The sequence below is a fragment of the Variovorax guangxiensis genome (assembly GCF_003952165.1).
In the GTDB taxonomy this organism is placed as follows: Bacteria; Pseudomonadota; Gammaproteobacteria; order Burkholderiales; family Burkholderiaceae_C; genus Variovorax; species Variovorax guangxiensis.
Genome location: NZ_RXFT01000001.1, coordinates 497,838 through 515,339 on the forward strand (window position 1 = coordinate 497,838; position 17,502 = coordinate 515,339).

The window sequence follows — 17,502 nt, forward strand, 5'->3', positions numbered from 1 at the left end:
TGGCTTCCTTTGGCCGCGGGCGCGGATAATCGCCCGCCATGCCTTTCCGCATTGCTACTTTTTTAATAGCGTCCCTTGCAGTAGGAGCGGGCGCTGTTGCCATTTTTGGCTGGAAGTTCGGCTGGCTGGGGGCGTGGCTTGGTTCCGTGCTCTGGCTGGCGCTGGATGCATGGCGCGCCGATCGGCTGCTGCGCATCCTGCGCAACGACGCCGCCGGCCTGCCGTCTCGCTGGCCGGGTGTCTGGGGCGAACTCGCCGAGCGCATCCGCAAGCTGCTGCGCGACCGCGAGCAGCAGACCCGGCAGGCCGAAGACCGCCTGCAGGAGTTCCTCGCAGCCATCCAGGCATCGCCCAACGGCGTGGTGCTGCTCGACGAGCAGGGCCGCATCGAATGGTGCAACCAGACGGCGGCCAGCCAGTTCGGAATCGATGCCGAGCGCGACCTGGCGCAGCATCTGGCGAATCTGGTGCGCGATCCCGCTTTCGTCGCATACCTCGCGTCCTGGAACTACAGCCGCGACGTCGTCATCGACGGCCCGGGGCTGGGGCATGGGCACCAGCGCAGCCATCCGGTCAGGCTCTCCGTGCAGGTGCACCCCTATGCCGGCAATCGCCGCATGCTGCTCACGCGCGACATCACCGCGCTCGAGCAGGCCGAGGCGATGCGCCGCGATTTCGTGGCGAACGTGTCGCACGAGATCCGCACGCCGCTGACGGTGCTGGCGGGCTTCGTCGAGACCCTGCAGAACCTGCCACTCGATGCGGACGAGCGCGCGCGCTATCTGTCGCTGATGGGGCAGCAGTCGCATCGCATGGAGACGCTGGTGAACGACCTGCTGACGCTGTCGCGCCTCGAAGGCAGCGCGCCGCCGTCCGGCAGCCAGTGGATCCGCATCCGCGCGCTGTTCGCGCAGTGCGAGGACGAGGGGCGCGGACTGTCGGAACGGCTGACGCCCAAGGGGCACCAGTTGTCGTTCGTCGTGGATGCCGAGTCGGAAGTGTCGGGCGCGCCGACCGAACTGCAGAGCGCGATGTCGAACCTGCTGAGCAACGCCATCCGCTACACGCCCGGCGGCGGCGAGGTGGCTGTGAGCTGGAAGGTGCTGCCCGACGGGCGCGGCGAATACGCCGTGAAAGACACCGGCCCAGGCATTGCCGCGGAGCACATCCCGCGGCTGACCGAGCGCTTCTATCGCATCGACCGCAGCCGCTCCCGCGAAACCGGCGGCACCGGGCTGGGGCTGGCGATCGTCAAGCACATCGCCCAGCGGCACGGCGCGGAGCTGCGCATCGAAAGTACGGTGGGCAAGGGCTCCCGCTTTGCGCTGGTGTTCCCGGCGGCACGTGTGCGGGAAGCACGCGTGATGGCGAAGTAGGCCTTCGGGCCTCGTCTCCTTAGTCTCTTTATCTTGCGCGCTGACCCATCGTCCAGCGCAGCAGCACGCCGAACAGCAGGGCGGTCAGGGCCAGAGCCGCGGCGCTCATGATCCAGAACGCCAGGGGCGACTGCATGGCTGCCCAAGGCCCAAGGCCGCGGTATGCGAGCAGATAGCTGCCACCCAGGCCCACTCCCCACAGCATCGTGCAGTAGATGACCAGCGGCGCCAGCGTGACCCGGTAGCAGCGCAGCACGAACACGCAGAAGGTCTGTACCGCGTCGGCGACGTGGTATGCAGCCACCGCCAGCAGCAGCGCGCCCGCCATCGCGATCACGGCGGGGTTGTCGGAGTACACATTGGCGAGCTGGTCGCGCAGCAAGGCCATGGCCGCGGCATAGAAGAGCGCGCACAGGGCCGTCAGCTCGAAGCCCAGGCGACAGGCGTGCCGCGCCTTGGCTGCGTCACCGGCACCGAGCCAGAAACTCACGCGGGCGCTGGTCGCGATGCCCAGGGACAGCGGCGTCATGTAGGCCACGGCCAGCAGGTTCGATGCGATCTGGTGCGAGGCCGCAGCGGCGGTGCCGAGGCGGGCGATGAAGAGGGCCATCAGCGTGAACGACGTGACTTCGACCAGCACCGCCAGCCCGCCCGGCACGCCGAGCCGGGCGAACTTGCGGATCTGCTGCCAGTCGGGCGCCTCGATGCGCTTCCAGAGTCCGTAGTCGGCATAGAAAGGCTGCTTGCGCAGCAGCCAGATGGCGCAGCCGAGCATGGTCCAGTTCACGCACAGCGTGGCCCAGCCGCAGCCCACGAGGCCCATGGCCGGCAGGCCCGCGCCGCCGAAGGTGAACCAGATCGACAGGGGCAGCTTCACCAGCAGCGAGCCCAGTTGCAGCCACGTCACGAGCTGGGGCCTGCCCAGGCTCTGGTTCAGCGTGCTGAACAGGCGGAAGAGCAGGGCGGGCGCCAAGGCGAAAGCCAGCACGGCAAGGTAGGCCTCGACCTCGCCGCGCATCTCCGCGGGCACCTGGGTCCACTGCAGGACCGAGCCCGGCAGCAGCAGGATCGTCATGCCGACCACGATGGCGATGGCCGCAAGGTACAGCGATTGCCGCACAGAACGCCCCATCTCGCTGCCGCGCCCGCCGCCGTGCAGCTCGGCCCAGACCGGCAAAAGCGCCTGCAGAACGCCCATCAGCGACACGTAGACGCTCACGAAGACCGCGGCGCCGACCGACAGCGCAGCCAACGCGTGCTCGGAGTAGCGGCCCGCGATGATGGTGTCGGTCACGCCGAAGGCCATCACGGCCAATTGGCCGACGAGTACCGTGCCCGCGTGCCGCGCGATCAGAGCCCGCTCGCTCCTCACTGCGGCGTGATCTTCTGGTAGAGCAGGAGGTCGTCAGCGGCGCTGCTCGGTCGGCGCAGCGTGCCGGCGAAGCGCCACTGGTCGAACGGAATGATGGTGTGCAGGCGCTCGATCGTGTCAGGGCTGACCAGCAGCCACGGGCAGTCGGTGCCCAGCAGCAGCGGCTGCACGTTGAAGTTGCCGTGATGGCGCAGTGCCGCAATGTGCGGACGGCTCAGTGCCAGTTCCGCGATGCAGCGCGGCTGGCCCACGCGTTCGGCTACGGCGCGGATCTGCGGGACGTAGCTGCGCGCATAGTCGATCGGCGGCAGCCACAGGGTCATCAGCAGCATCCAGCACAGGGCCGTGCCGCCGGCCGGCAGCACCAGCGTCTTCCAGAGGGCGGCGCGGTGCCGTCCCGTGCGCCAGCGCACCAGCCAGCACCAGGCAATGGTCGCTGCCACGGCGAGGACCACGGCAATGGGCGAGAACTCGGGCACGAAGCCAGGCACCAGTCGCGCGACGCTGGCTGCGGGCTTGGGCGGCACGCCCGTCTGCATGGCGATCCAGTAGATCCAGCCCAGTACGGCGAGACCGCTGAAGAACAGCACGTTGAACCAGTCGATCAGCGCCGAGGCGCTGCGCCGGAAGGTGGGCAGGGCGAATGCCGCGAGCGTGGCGAAGGCGGGCAGGGCCAGCAGCAGCGAACGGTCGGAGTAGTCGGTGCTCCAGGTGGCGGCCAGCGGCACCAGCGCGAACCAGAAAGGCAGGGCGACATGGCGCGCCGTGAGCTGTCGCCGCCAGCGCCAGAGCGTCCAGATGGCCAGCGGCCAGACCGGCCAGGTGAACCAGACCAGCAGCTTGGCCTGGCTGCGCACGTCGCCCAGCAGGGTGTTGCCGATCACGGTGATCTTCCAGGTCGGCAGCTTCAGGCTGAACACCAGCACCGCCGCCAGCGCGGTGATGCCGATCATCGTGAACAGCGCAGCCCGCGTGTAGCCGGGGCCGCTGCTTTCGTCGTCGACGAAGTCTTCGCTGGCGGATTGCGCGGCGAGCCGGCGTTCGTAGGCGACGTAGAGCACGCTGCCGATGGCCAGTGCGAGCCCGACCGTGGGTGCACCGCTCAACGTGATGCCGATGGTGCCGACCGCCAATGCGATCACCGGGCCGTTGCGGCGATAGGGCAGCGCGGCCACGCCATAGAAAAGATGCGAGGCGAAGAAGAGTTGGGCCAGCGCGGGCGTGGTTTCGTGGCCGAGTTGGGCGAGGCCGAGGCAGGCGATCAGTGCCAGCAGGCCGCCGTCGGCGATGGCGCGCGCGTAATCGGTAGGCCGGGCCTCGCCGCCGAAGGCAAAGGCCACGGGCTGGGCGCGCGCGGTGCGGGCCAGGTAATAGACGGCGTACCAGGTGGCCGTGAAGGTGCCCCAGAGCAGGAATGCGAACGCGACGCGAACGGCCAGGTCCGGGTTGATCCATGCGGGGGCGATCTTGATGGCCAGGGCGCCGATCCAGTACGGAATCAGCGCTGGTGTTTCCGGTCGCAGGCCCAGCAGCATCGGATCGAACCAGCGCGCGATGCCCTCGGTGCTGCGGGCCAGCTCGGCCATGTAGCCGAAGGCCGTGATGTCCGCGCTCTTCCAGGGGCCCCGGCCGACCAGCCCCGGCAGCAAGTAAGCCGCACAGAGCAGCAGCAATGCGATGCGCGGCAGCCGGCGCACGGCGCTCTGGGCAACGATCGCGGGGGTGGGCTGGTTCAAGTGGCGGGAAGAGGCAGGATTGGGAAAGAAAAAGGGCAGCGCGGTAAACCGGGCTGCCCTCGACGCAAAAGCGCGTACCTTACTTCGAGGCGGCGCCGGTGGTCTTGCCGAAGCGGTTGCGGAACTTCTCGACGCGGCCGCCCATGTTGTCGACCGACTTCTGCGTGCCGGTGTAGAACGGGTGCGATTCGCTCGTGGTGTCGAGCTTGAACAGCGGCAGTTCGCGACCGTCGTCGGTCGTGCCCATTTCCTTGGTGTTCGCGCACGAACGGGTCACGAACTTGAAGCCGTTCGACATGTCGACGAACAGGACTTCGCGGTAATTCGGGTGGATGCCTTCTTTTGCCATGGTGTTTCCTTTTGCGCTTTTGGAATCAATGCGCGGTCGATGCGAGAGCCACCAGCGTGCCTAGAGTGGCGCGCTGCCTCGGAGGAAACCCGAGGAGCCAGGCGAAGCTGCCTGACCGCACTTTTCGCGAAGCCAGCGATTATCGCATACTGCCCCATTTTCGAGCAAACCGAAGGCTCCCCAATGACTTCCACACCCTTGCGCGCGGGCCTCGTCGGCTACGGATTTGCCGGCCAGGCCTTCCACGCGCCCGTTCTTTCGGCCGTTCCGGGGCTGGAACTGGCAGCCGTGGCCAGTTCGCAGCCCCACAAGGTACATGCCGACTGGCCCGGCGTGGCGGTGGTGCCGGACGTGGCCGCCCTCGTGGCCCGTTCGGACATCGACCTGATCGTGGTCGCCACGCCCAACGCCCAGCACCATCCGGTCGCCAAGGCGGCGCTGGAGGCCGGCAAGCACGTGGTGGTCGACAAGCCCTTCACACTCGACGTGGTCGAGGCGAGGGAGCTCGAGCTGTTGTCAAAGCGCAACGATCGGCTTCTCGCGGTCTACCAGAACCGTCGCTTCGACTCCGATTACCTGACTCTCAAGGATGTCCTTGCGTCCGGCGAACTGGGCCGCCCCGTGTACCTGGAGTCCCATTTCGACCGCTTCCGTCCCGAAGTGAAGGAGCGCTGGCGCGAACAGGCAGTGCCCGGCTCCGGCCTCTGGGTCGACCTGGGCTCCCATCTGGTCGATCAGGCGGTGCAGCTTTTCGGCCGTCCCGACACGATCCAGCTCGACACTGCCGTGCTGCGCGACGGCGCCGTGGTCGAGGACTACTTCCATGCCGTGCTGCGATACGAGTCCGGGCCGCACGCACCGCTGCGCGTGGTGCTTCATTCGACGTCGCTGGCGGCTCATGCGGCGCCGCGCTACATCGTCCACGGCACGCTCGGAAGCTACGTCAAGCATGGCGTCGATACCCAGGAAGACGCGCTGCGCGCCGGACAGCGGCCGCCCGCCGTAGGGTGGGGCGACGATCCGCTGGACGGACAGCTTTCGCTGGCCGGACCCGGTGGGATCTTCACCAAGCGGAGCATTCCCACGCGGGCCGGCAACTACGTCGACTACTACGCCGCGGTTCGCGATGCCATCCTGGGTCACGGACCCAATCCGGTACCACCCGATCAGGCTGTCGCACTGATGGAGCTGCTCGACCTCGGCCGCCAAAGCGCCTTGGAGGGCCGAGCGATTCGCACATGAAAAATGCCCGCACAAGGCGGGCATTCATTCGTGGGGTGCCACTGATCCGGCTTTGCCGGTCAGTAGGCACCGCCCCCGGTAGGGGGTAGGCGTAGCGACACGAAGTGCGCGCAGCCTGGGGGCAAGCAACAGCTACCCGCCGCGACGCATCATGTCGAAGAACTCGACATTGGTCTTCGTCGCCTTCATGTTCTTGAGCATCAGCTCCATCGACTCGATCTCGTCCATGTTGTACATGAGCTGGCGCAGGATGCGGGTCTTCTGCAGGATCTCAGGGGCCAGCAGCAGTTCTTCGCGACGGGTGCCGCTGCGGTTGAGCTGGATCGAGGGGAACACGCGCTTTTCGTACAGGCGGCGGTCGAGGTGGATTTCGGAGTTGCCGGTGCCCTTGAACTCTTCGAAGATCACTTCGTCCATGCGGCTGCCGGTGTCGATCAGCGCGGTGCCGATGATGGTCAGCGAGCCGCCTTCCTCGACGTTGCGCGCGGCGCCCAGGAAGCGCTTGGGGCGCTGCAGCGCGTTGGAGTCGACACCGCCGGTCAGCACCTTGCCCGACGAGGGCACGACGTTGTTGTAGGCGCGGGCGAGGCGGGTGATGGAGTCGAGCAGGATCACCACGTCCTTCTTGAGCTCGACCAGGCGCTTGGCGCGCTCGATCACCATTTCAGCCACATGCACGTGGCGCGCGGCAGGCTCGTCGAAGGTCGAGGCAATGACCTCGCCCTTCACCGTGCGCTGCATTTCGGTCACTTCTTCAGGGCGCTCGTCGACGAGCAGCACCATCATGTGGACGTCGGGGTAGTTGGCGCTGATGGCGTGGGCGATGTGCTGCATCATCACCGTCTTGCCGCTCTTGGGCGGCGCCACGAGCAGGGCGCGCTGGCCTTTGCCGATGGGGGCGATGATGTCGATGATGCGGCCCGTGATGTTCTCGTCGCCCTTGATGCCGTCGCGCTCGAGCTTCATCTGCTCCTTGGGGAACAGCGGCGTCAGGTTTTCGAACATCACCTTGTGCTTGTTCTGCTCCGGCGGGCCGTTGTTGACCTTGTCGAGCTTGGTCAGCGCGAAATAGCGCTCGCCGTCCTTGGGCGTGCGCACCTCGCCTTCGATCATGTCGCCGGTGTGCAGGTTGAAGCGGCGCACCTGGCTGGGCGAGATGTAGATGTCGTCCGTGCTGGCCGTGAAGCTGGTGTCGGGGCTGCGCAGGAAGCCGAAGCCGTCGGGCAGTATTTCGAGCACGCCATCGGCGAAGACCTGTTCGCCGGCCTTGGCGCGCTTCTTGATGATCGCGAACATCAGCTCCTGCTTGCGCATGCGGCCGACGTTTTCGATCTCAAGCGCTTCAGCCTGCTTGAGGACTTCAGACACGTGGAGTGCCTTGAGTTCGTTTAAGTGCATGGAATGACCCCTCGCGGGGTAATCGAACTGGAAACGGGGGGAGGTTGAACGTGAAGCGAGAAGTGCTTCACCAACCGGGGAACTCGAACCGGTTGCCTCTATGCAGAAGGACCGGTGAACTGAAGGAGATTATGACAGGAAAAACGAGCCGGCCAACGCATTGCGCGCTGGCCGGTTGAAATGTCGCTCAGGCGAGTTGCTGGTCGATGAAGGCCGTGAGTTGAGCCTTGCTCATCGCGCCGACCTTGGTGGCGGCCAACTGGCCGTCCTTGAACAGCATCAGGGTGGGGATGCCGCGGATGCCGAACTTGGCGGGGATGTCGCGGTTCTCGTCCACGTTCAGCTTGGCGATCTGCAGCTTGCCTTCATATGCAGCCGACACTTCGTCCAGGATGGGGGCGATCATCTTGCAGGGGCCGCACCATTCGGCCCAGTAGTCGACCAGAACGGGCTGGCTGGACTTGAGCACGTCGGCCTCGAAGGAGGAATCGGAGATGTGTTTGATGAGTTCGCTGGCCATGTGTGAATCCTTGTGCGCAGAGAGTTTCGGTGCAGCTAAAGTGCTGGTCATTGTGACAGAAACCAAGGGGTGGCGTTCCGCGCGGAGACGCTATGGCGGCGATAGCCAAAGCCCTTGCGCGATGCGCTCTCCAACCCCTCGATGGAACCAATGAACGAAGGCCACCCCGTGCAGGCCCTGTGGTGCGATCCAGCCGACGGCATCGTCGCGCGGATCGTCCGCGCGCTCGCTGAACGCCAGTTGCACGCCGCCCGCACCGTGGTGCTGGTGCCCTATGCGCAGCTGATGGGCGTGGCGCGCGCCATGTGGGCGCGCTGCGGCAGCCCCGGCTTCGTGCCGCGCTTCGAAACCACCCACAACTGGGCCCGAAGCGCTGGCGGCTTCGTGCCCACGGGCTACGACATCGCCCACGACATGGCGCGCGATCTGGTCACTGCCCAGGCGCTGCTGTCGCAGGCGGGCTTCCATGCCGAGCGCTTCGCCCTGGCCGGCCGCGTCGTCGAGCTCGCCTATCAACTCGGTCCTCTTGCGGCTGCAGTGACGCCCGAAGAGCGGGGAGGCGAGTGGGCGCAGCGTGCCGCGAGCGTGGCCGATGCAGGCAGCGAGTCGGAGTGGTTCCGCATCGAAAGCGCGCTGATCCGCATCGCCGTCGCGTGGACCTCCACTTCTGGCTACGCCACCGACGTACTGCAGCGCGAATCCACGCGCGCCCAGGTCGATGCGCTGATCGTTCTGGAAGGCTTCCAGTCCGATCCGCTCACGCAGTCGCTGTGCAAGCTCTGGGGCGACCGCGCCCTTCATCTTTCGCTCGTGCCTTCGGGCGAAGCCACCCGGATCTGCGCCTCCCACGTCGCTCTCGACCCCGAGGATGAGGCCGAGCTTGCCGCCGCCTGCGTGCTGCGCCATCTCGCCGAAGGCCGCGCTCCCGTCGCGCTGGTGGCGACCGACCGCGCGCTCACCCGCCGCATCAGCGCCCAGCTGAGCGCGCAGGGCGTCATCACGCACGACGAAACCGGCTGGAAGCTCTCGACCACCCGCGCCGCCGCCACGCTGATGAGCGCGTTGCGCGCCTGCGCCCACGACGCCACCAGCGACCAGGTGCTCGAATGGCTCAAGAGCAGTGTCGATGGAGATTCGCCGATCGTCCATTCGCTCGAGGCCCGCCTGCGCAAGGAGGCCATGCGCGACTGGTCGACCTGGTGCGCCTTGATGGCCCGCAGCGAGAAGTCGAAAGACACCGCGCTGCTCGTCTTCACCGAGGCCATCGAGGCCCGCCGTGCGCCCATGGCCCGCGCGCGCCCGCTGGCCGAATGGCTGCGCGCGCTGCGCGAGCTGCTGGAAGCCAGCGGCCAATGGAGCCTGCTCGAGGAAGACCTGGCCGGCGGCAAGGTGATCGGCGCGCTGTGGCTCGACGCGGGCGCCCATGGCGACGACGAGGACGAATTCCCCGGCGGCCGCCACACCCTGGCCGAGTTCACCGCCTGGGTCCGCGACGTTCTGGAGGACGCGAGCTTCGTACCACCCGCAGGCGACCAGGCCCCGCGAGTCGTCGTGCTGCCGCTCTACCAGCTGCTGGGCCGCTCTTTCGGCGCCGTGGTCGTGCCGGGCTGCGACGACCGCCGCCTGCCCGCATCGCCCGAGCCTCCCGGCAACTGGAGCGCCGCCCAGCGCCTCGAACTGGGCCTGCCTTCGCGCGAAGCGCTCGAAGCCGCCCAGCGCGCGGCCTGGGCCGCGGCCCTGCACAACCCCTCGTGCGAGCTGATCTGGCGCCATTCCGACGCCAGCGGCGAGCCCGTGCGGCCCAGCCCGCTGGTGCAGGCCCTGCAGCTCGACCACGCGCTGCAGCCCTCGGCCGACCCGCGTACGCCACGCGAGGTGGCCCTCAGGCCGACCGGATACCCGACGCCCTCCGGCGCGCTCCTGCCGCTGCAGAACATCTCCACCAGCGTGTACGAGGACCTGCGCCGCTGTCCCTATCGCTTCTTCGCATTGCGCCAGCTGGGCCTGCGCAGCGCCGACGAGCTCGATGCAGAAGTTGACAAACGCGACTTCGGCAACTGGCTGCATGCCGTGCTCGGCCACTTTCACGAGGCGCTGGCCGAGGCGCCGACGCAGGATTCGCGGGAGCGCATCGACCTCATCGAAGAGGCGGCCCGCCGCTCGACGCAGGAACTCGGGCTCTCGGATTCGGAGTTCCTGCCTTTCGCCGCCGCATGGCCCGCCGTGCGCGACGGCTACCTGGCCTGGCTCACGGGGCATGAGGCGGCCGGCGCCGTCTTCGCCGAATCCGAGCCCTGGAAGGAGCAGGCGCTGGGCGACCTGCGCCTGATCGGCCGGCTCGACCGCATCGACCGCATGCCCGACGGCCAGGCCTTCGTGATCGACTACAAGACCGAGTCCGCCACCGTCAGCAAGGAGCGCGTGAAGGACCCCACCGAAGATACCCAGCTGGCCTTCTACGCCGCGCTGGTGGCCGACGACACGCTGCGCGCGGCCTACGTGAACGTGGGCGAGAAGGCCGCCGGCACGCAGACCGTCGAGCAGCCTGCCGTGGTCGAGGCGCGCGATGCGCTGGTGGCCGGCATCATCGAGGACTTCAGGCGCATCGGGCAGGGCGCGGCACTGCCGCCGCTGGGCGAGGGCGCCGTCTGCGACTACTGCGCCGCGCGCGGCCTGTGCCGCAAGGACTTCTGGGACGAGGCCGCACCGCCGCCGGGCGTCGAAGCCACCGGAGGCGACACGCAATGAACGGCGCAGCCTACGAACACAACGGCCGGCACGTCGCGCGCGAGGCCTTCTACACGGTCGCCTGCGATCCGCGCCGATCGGTGGCGGTGGAGGCATGCGCCGGCGCGGGCAAGACCTGGATGCTGGTTTCGCGCATCCTGCGCGCGCTGCTCGAGGAGGGCGATGCCGCCTGCGAGCCGCACGAGATTCTGGCCATCACCTTCACGAAGAAGGCGGCCGGCGAGATGCGCGAGCGCCTCGACCAGTGGCTGGAGGACTTCGCCGAACGCCCGCAGGAAGAGCTGGTCGCCCAGCTGGTGATGCGCGGCATGGCGCCGGCGGCGGCATCGGCTGCGGTGCCGCGCCTCAAGGGCCTCTACCGGCGCCTGCTCGAAGGCGGCCGGCCGGTGCAGTTCCGCACCTTCCACGCCTGGTTCGCGGGCCTTCTGCGCAATGCGCCGCTCGCGGTGCTGCGCGAGCTGGGCCTGCCGTCGAACTACGAGCTGCTCGAAGACGACGCCGAGGCACGCAGCCGAACGTGGCGTCCCTTCTTCGAGGCCGTGACCGCCGACAGGCAGGCGCTGGCCGACTATTACGCCGTCGTCGCCACGCACGGCCGCTCGCAGACGGCCAAGGCGCTGGGCGAGGCATTGTCGAAGCGCGTCGAGTTCTCGCTGGCCGATGCGGAGAACGCCGTACAGCACTTCAGCGCGATGTACCCGGCGCTCGAAGGATTGGACGAGCCGACCGAGGCCCTGCGCGGCGAACAGGTCCGCCGCCGCTGGCTCGACCGCGCCGCGGCGCTGGGCCGCGAGAGCAACAAGACGCCGCAGAAGGCCGCCGAAGCCATCATCGACGTGTTCGGCACTGGCGAGCCGGCCGGCGATGCGCTGGTGGCCGCCCTTGCCCATCTGCGCAAGAACTTCTTCGTGGCGACGGAAGACCGTCTCAACAAGAACCTGCAGAAATTCCCCGCCGCGCAGGAGGCCGAGGCCGAGCTGCAGGTGCTGTGCGCCGCGCAGGCCCAGCACGCCGCCTGGCTCTACCAGCAGCGCATGACGCGCCTCACGCGCCTGCTGATAGCCGCCTTCGCCGACGTGAAGCGAGCCCACGGCTGGGTCGACATGAACGACGTCGAGCAGGCTGCCCAGCTGCTGCTCGGCCAGTCGGCCCTCTCGGGCTGGGTGCAGGAGCGGCTCGACGCGCGCATCGCGCACCTGCTGATCGACGAATTCCAGGACACCAACCCGCTGCAGTGGCAGGCGCTCTACGGCTGGCTCAGCGCCTACACCGGCGCGCAGGGCCGCGCGCCGCGGGTGTTCATCGTGGGCGATCCGAAGCAGAGCATCTACCGCTTCCGCCGCGCCGAGCCGCAGGTGTTCATCGCCGCGAAGAAGTTCGTGCGCGAGGGGCTCGACGGCGAGCTGCTGAACTGCGACCACACGCACCGCAACGCGCAGTCGGTGGTCGGGCTGGTCAACGCGGCAATGCTGGCGGCGCAGGAGGCCGGCGAGTTCGACGGTTATCGCGCCCACACCACCGAGCGCCGCGACGACGGCGAGCTGCTGTGCCTTCCGGCCATCGACCGCGACGCGGTCGGCGGCGACGCATCCGAAGCCGCTCCCGCCGACGACGGCATGCTGCATTGGCGCGACAGCCTCATCACCCCGCGCGTGCTGCCCGAGGAGCAGCTGCTGCAGAAGGAATGCGAGCAGGCCGCACGCTGGGTGGCGCAGCGCATCGCCGATGGCACGCAGCCCAGCCGCATCATGGTGCTGGCGCGCAGGCGCAGCCGGCTCTCGGCCATGCAGGAGGCGCTGCGCCAGCGCCACATTCCCGTGCAGCAGCCCGAGAAGAACGATCTGTACGACGCACCCGAGGTGCAGGACGTGGTCGCGCTGATCGACGCGCTGGTATCGCCCGCGCACGATCTGTCTCTGGCCAGGGCGCTCAAGTCGCCGGTGTTCGGCATCGGCGACGAGGCCCTGGTGCAGCTCGCGCTGCGCCAGCGCGAGCGCGGCCCCGTGAGCTGGTTCTCGCTGATCCAGAAGGACGAGAGCCTGCCGCCGGTGCTCGTCGAGGCGGGCCTCCAGCTCAAGCGGTGGCAGCGCTGGCTGATGACGCTGCCTCCCCACGACGCACTCGACGCGATCTTCCACGATGGCGACCTGCTCGCGAAGTTCGGCGCCGCCGTGCCGGCCGCGATGCGGCAGGGCGCGCTGGCCAACCTGCGCGGCGTGCTGTCGGCCTCGCTGGACATCGATGGCGCACGTTTCGCAACGCCCTATGCGCTGGTGCGTGCGTTGCGCGCAGGCGGCGTGCGGGCGCCGACCGTGACCGCGCCCGAGGCCGTGCAGCTGCTGACCGTGCACGGCGCCAAGGGCCTGGAGGCCGACACCGTGCTCATGCTCGACTGCGACGCTCCGCCGCCGCGCGCCCAGACCATGGGCGTGCTGGTCGAGTGGAAGGGCAGCGACAGCGCACCGACGCGCTTCATCTTTCTCGCGAGCGAGAAGACGCCGCCGGCGTGCGCCGTCACGCTGCTCGAGGAAGAGCAGCGCGCGCGCCATCGCGAGGAGCTCAACGGCCTCTACGTCGCCGTCACGCGGGCGCGCGAGCGGCTGGTGCTCTCGTCGGTGAAGCCGGCACGCGCCAACGAAGGCAGCTGGTGGTCGCGCCTGCAGCCGCTGTGCGAGCCCACCGAGGCCGACGAGCCGCTGGTCGCGCTGCCGACCGAAACCGGGTCGGGCAGCTTTGCAATGAAGCGCATGCCGCAGGCGCCGGAGCCTGCCGAGCAGCCGTCCGCGAAAAAGGCTGTCACCACCACGGTCGACGCGCGCGCCGCCGCCTTCGGGCAGGCCATGCACCGGCTGCTCGAATGGGCCGTGCCGGGCGAGCCACTGGCGGCCGCCCATGTACGAGCCGCCGCCCGCGAATTCCTGCTCGATGCGCAGCAGGCGCGCGGCGCCGCGGCGCTCGCCCACCGCATCCGCGCGGGCGAGGGTGCCTGGGTGTGGGACGATCGCAAGGTCGACTGGCATGGCAATGAGGTCACGCTGGTGCACGAAGGCGAGACCCTGCGCATCGACCGGCTGGTGCGCGAGCGCGGCAGCGGTGTCTGGTGGGTGCTCGACTACAAATCCGCGGCACGCCCCGAACGGGACGCCGCGCTGATCGCACAGATGCAGCGCTATCGCGCGGCAGTGCAACATGCCTATCCCGGTGCCACCGTGCGTGTCGCGTTCCTCACCGGGCAGGGCGAACTGGTGAATCTCGAATGACTGTTTCCCCGACCGTCGCCGTCATCGGCGGCGGACCCGCCGGCCTGATGGCGGCTGAAATACTGAGCGCGTCCGGCGCGCAAGTGCACGTCTACGACGCGATGCCCTCGGTGGGCCGCAAGTTTTTGCTGGCCGGCCGTGGTGGACTGAACCTCACGCACTCCGAGCCTTTCGACGCGTTCGTGAGCCGATTCGGCGAGCGCCGTGCGCAACTGGAGCCGATGCTCGCGCAGTTCGGGCCGCAGCAGGTGCGTGAATGGGCGAGCGGCCTGGGCATCGAGACTTTCGTAGGCACTTCGGGGCGCGTGTTTCCGACCGACATGAAGGCCGCGCCGCTGCTGCGTGCGTGGCTGCATCGGCTGCGCGCGGCTGGCGTGCAGTTCCACATGCGGCATCGGTGGGTGGGAGAGGGGGCTTTCGATCCGGCGTCGCTGCGATTCACCACACCGGCCGGCGAAGTCATTGCCAGCGCCGATGCCGTCGTGCTGGCGCTGGGTGGAGCGAGCTGGGCGCGGCTCGGGTCTGACGGTGCATGGGTGCCATGGTTGCAGGCGAAGGGCGTGGACGTGGCTCCGCTCGAGCCGGCCAACTGCGGCTTCGATGGCTCGGGCTGGAGCGAGCATTTCTCCAGCCGCTTCGCAGGCCAGCCATTCAAGTCGGTCGCGATCTCGTTCACCGACAGCCACGGCCGGCAGTTCGCGCGCAAGGGCGAATTCGTCGCGACTGCCACCGGCATCGAGGGCAGCCTGATCTATGCGGCCTCGGCCCTGCTGCGCGACGAGATCGCCGAAAAAGGGAGCGCCACGCTGCTGCTCGACCTGTTGCCCGATCGCAGTGCCGAGCAGGTGCTGGCTGCCGTCAAGCATCCGCGCGGTGCGCGTTCGCTCAGCAGCCACCTCAAGAGCAGGCTCGGTCTGGAGGGCATCAAGGCCGGCGTGCTGCACGAGGCGCTGAGCCGCGAGGCGATGCACGACCCGCAGCAGCTTGCGGCGACCATCAAGGCAGTGCCGCTGAAGCTCGTGGCGGCGCGGCCGATCGACGAGGCCATCAGCACGGCAGGTGGCGTGCGCTTCGACGCGCTGGATGCCCAGCTCATGTCGAAGGCGCTGCCGGGCGTGTTCGCGGCTGGGGAAATGCTCGATTGGGAAGCGCCTACCGGTGGCTATCTGCTGACGGCATCGATGGCCAGCGGCGCGATGGCGGCGCGCGGCGCGATCCAGCGGCTCGGCCTTTGAGGGCCTGGCATCGCTGAAACTTTTTCGCTGGAGATTGTTTGTGCGGGCCTCGTTTCATTTCGCATGGAATGAAACGAAACCGCTGAAGAGGTTGACGAGCCTTACCCCTGGCACTGACTACGCAGTTAGGGCTGCTTGGTTCCCCACCTGACCCGGTTGGCCACTTCACCATGCAGGGAGGCCCGTCAGGGCGTATTGTAACCCCCCAGGCTGCGCGCACTTCGTGTCGCTTCGCCAACCCCCTGCTGGGGGCGACACAGGAGGCCCGGCAAAGCCGGTTCCTCGGTGTCCCACGAAAGCCCTGCCCCAGTATCGGGATGGGGGCTCCGCGCCTTTTAGAATGCCCGCAATGTCTTATCTCGTGCTCGCCCGCAAGTTCCGTCCGAAAACCTTCGGTGAGATGGTCGGCCAGGGGCATGTGGTTCAGGCGCTCGAGAACGCGCTGACGACGCAGCGCCTGCACCACGCCTATCTCTTCACCGGCACCCGGGGTGTCGGCAAGACCACGGTTTCGCGGATTCTGGCGAAGTCGTTGAACTGCCAGGGGCCGGACGGGCAGGGCGGCATCACGGCCACGCCGTGCGGCGTCTGCCAGGCCTGCCGCGACATCGATGCGGGGCGCTTCGTCGACTACACCGAGCTCGACGCGGCCTCCAACCGGGGCGTGGACGAGGTGCAGTCGCTGCTCGAACAGGCGGTCTACAAGCCGGTGCAGGGGCGCTTCAAGGTCTTCATGATCGACGAAGTGCACATGCTCACGAACACCGCGTTCAACGCGATGCTCAAGACGCTCGAGGAGCCGCCCGAGTACCTCAAGTTCGTGCTGGCCACGACCGATCCGCAGAAGGTGCCGGTGACGGTGCTTTCGCGCTGCCTGCAGTTCAACCTGCGGCCGATGGCGCCCGAGACGGTGCTCGAGCACCTCACCGCCGTGCTGCAGACCGAAAGCGTGCCGGCCGAGCCGCAGGCGCTGCGCCTGCTGGCGCGCGCGGCGCGCGGCTCGATGCGAGATGCGCTCTCGCTCACCGACCAGGCCATCGCGTTCGGCAACGGCGAGCTGGTGGAAGCCGGCGTGCGCCAGATGCTCGGCAGCGTCGATCGCGGCCACGTGTTCCGCCTGATCGAGGCGTTGGCTCAGGGCGACGGCAAGACGGTGGTCGAAACTTCCGAGGCATTGCGCGTCGACGGCATGTCCGCCGCCTCCACGCTGGAAGAAATGACGGCCGTGCTGCAGGCCATGGCGGTGCTGCAGGCCGTGCCCTCGCGCGCTGAAGCGGCCGACGCCGCCACCGACCCCGACGCGGCCGACACTGCGCGCCTCGCCGCGCTGATGCCCGCAGACGAAACCCAGCTGCTCTACAGCCTGTGCCTGCACGGGCGTGGCGAGCTGGGGCTGGCTCCCGACGAGTACGCCGCGCTGACCATGGTGCTGCTGCGGCTGCTGGCCTTCAAGCCTTCCAGCGCGGCCGCATCGACGGCTACCCCGGAAAAAAAAACTCTGAATGAAGCCGAGGCCGCGGCGACGCAGGCTCCGGTGCGTGCGGTTCCGCCTGCTCAGGCTCCCGCCCCAGTGGCTCGCCCGCCAGTCGAAGCGCCCGCGGCGGCCGTGCAGGCCCCGGTCCCGGCACCTGCGGTCCAGGCCGCCACTCCGGTTCCCGCAGGCCACCGCCTCGCAGTGGTCGACGAGCCCCGGCAGGCCGAGCCTCGTTCCGGCGGCGCCAACGGCGATGCTCCCGCCAAGGTCGTCGGCGTGCCTATCCGAGTGCAGCCGCCTCCGAGCGCCCGCGACACCCCGCGCCCCGACGAACCGCGCAGCGCTTTCACGCCGATTCCAACCAGCGAGGACGGCGACTTCTGGTACGCCACTGTCACCCAGCTGGTCGCTGCCGAGGCCATCACCGCGCTGGCGCGAGAGCTCGCCCTGCAGTCGCAGCTTGTCGGCCGCGACACCGACCAGTGGCTGCTGCGCATCGAGCGCGAAACGCTCAACCAGCCGTCCGCCCGCGAGAAGCTCACCGCGGCGCTGAACGGCGCCGGCCACAACGTCAAGCTCGCCATCGAGGTCGGCGGCGTGATCGACAGCCCCGCGCGCCGCAACAAGCAGGCGGCCGACGAGCGCCAGCGCCTGGCCGAGGAAGCCATCATGAGCGACCCCGAGGTCCAGGCGCTGATGCGCGATTTCGACGCGAAGATCGTCCCCGGCACGCTCAAGCCGGCCTGAACTCGCGTCTCCCGTATCCTTCACCCACTTTCCAACCCGACAGAT

The 17,502-nt window shown here is 68.4% G+C and carries 11 protein-coding genes and 1 other RNA gene; 6 read left to right on the forward strand and 6 right to left on the reverse strand.

The features are described from left to right. Window positions 1-38: 38 nt before the first annotated feature. The gene (phoR, locus tag EJP67_RS02435; protein ID WP_126019041.1) at window positions 39-1,376 is read left to right on the forward strand and encodes a phosphate regulon sensor histidine kinase PhoR; all 1,338 of its coding nucleotides are present in this window, start codon (window positions 39-41) and stop codon (window positions 1,374-1,376) included. Between the two features lie 28 nt (window positions 1,377-1,404). On the opposite strand, the gene EJP67_RS02440 is transcribed toward phoR, so the two are convergent. The 3 genes from EJP67_RS02440 to EJP67_RS02450 form a co-directional block, all read right to left on the reverse strand. Continuing rightward, window positions 1,405-2,748, reverse strand: a complete 1,344-nt coding sequence (locus EJP67_RS02440; protein WP_126019043.1) for an MATE family efflux transporter — start codon at window positions 2,746-2,748, stop codon at window positions 1,405-1,407. Continuing rightward, window positions 2,745-4,484, reverse strand: a complete 1,740-nt coding sequence (locus EJP67_RS02445; RefSeq protein ID WP_126019045.1) for a hypothetical protein — start codon at window positions 4,482-4,484, stop codon at window positions 2,745-2,747. The genes EJP67_RS02440 and EJP67_RS02445 overlap by 4 nt, the downstream gene beginning before the upstream one ends. Before the next feature lie 79 nt (window positions 4,485-4,563). Further along, the gene (locus tag EJP67_RS02450; RefSeq protein WP_126019047.1) at window positions 4,564-4,833 is read right to left on the reverse strand and encodes a type B 50S ribosomal protein L31; all 270 of its coding nucleotides are present in this window, start codon (window positions 4,831-4,833) and stop codon (window positions 4,564-4,566) included. Between the two features lie 183 nt (window positions 4,834-5,016). Between EJP67_RS02450 and EJP67_RS02455 the strand changes: the two genes are divergently transcribed. Next, entirely contained in the window at window positions 5,017-6,075 is a 1,059-nt protein-coding gene (locus tag EJP67_RS02455; RefSeq protein WP_126019049.1) for an oxidoreductase, read from the forward strand. 132 nt (window positions 6,076-6,207) lie between these two features. Here the strand turns inward: EJP67_RS02455 and rho are convergent, their stop codons facing one another. Continuing rightward, complete coding sequence (gene rho / locus EJP67_RS02460; RefSeq protein WP_126019051.1) at window positions 6,208-7,473, reverse strand: transcription termination factor Rho; 1,266 nt, start codon at window positions 7,471-7,473, stop codon at window positions 6,208-6,210. A gap of 187 nt (window positions 7,474-7,660) precedes the next feature. Next, a complete protein-coding gene (trxA, locus tag EJP67_RS02465; protein ID WP_093431992.1) occupies window positions 7,661-7,993 on the reverse strand; it encodes a thioredoxin TrxA in 333 nt (110 codons plus the stop codon). 150 nt (window positions 7,994-8,143) lie between these two features. Between trxA and EJP67_RS02470 the strand changes: the two genes are divergently transcribed. The 3 genes from EJP67_RS02470 to EJP67_RS02480 are packed head-to-tail and all read left to right on the forward strand — an operon-like array spanning window position 8,144 to window position 15,236. Then, the gene (locus EJP67_RS02470) at window positions 8,144-10,741 is read left to right on the forward strand and encodes a PD-(D/E)XK nuclease family protein (RefSeq protein ID WP_126019053.1); all 2,598 of its coding nucleotides are present in this window, start codon (window positions 8,144-8,146) and stop codon (window positions 10,739-10,741) included. Further along, window positions 10,738-14,001, forward strand: coding sequence for a UvrD-helicase domain-containing protein (locus EJP67_RS02475; protein WP_126019055.1), 3,264 nt, complete (start codon window positions 10,738-10,740; stop codon window positions 13,999-14,001). Before EJP67_RS02470 ends, EJP67_RS02475 begins: the two co-directional genes overlap by 4 nt. Further along, window positions 13,998-15,236: a TIGR03862 family flavoprotein gene (locus EJP67_RS02480; RefSeq protein ID WP_126019057.1), complete on the forward strand. Its 1,239-nt coding sequence runs from the start codon at window positions 13,998-14,000 to the stop codon at window positions 15,234-15,236. Before EJP67_RS02475 ends, EJP67_RS02480 begins: the two co-directional genes overlap by 4 nt. A gap of 90 nt (window positions 15,237-15,326) precedes the next feature. Here EJP67_RS02480 and ffs read toward each other — a convergent pair. Further along, window positions 15,327-15,423: signal recognition particle sRNA small type (gene ffs / locus EJP67_RS02485), an RNA gene on the reverse strand. A 162-nt stretch (window positions 15,424-15,585) separates the two neighbouring features. On the opposite strand from ffs, the gene dnaX reads away from it, so the two are divergent. Then, a complete protein-coding gene (gene dnaX, locus EJP67_RS02490) occupies window positions 15,586-17,457 on the forward strand; it encodes a DNA polymerase III subunit gamma/tau (RefSeq protein WP_126019060.1) in 1,872 nt (623 codons plus the stop codon). Window positions 17,458-17,502: the final 45 nt, after the last annotated feature.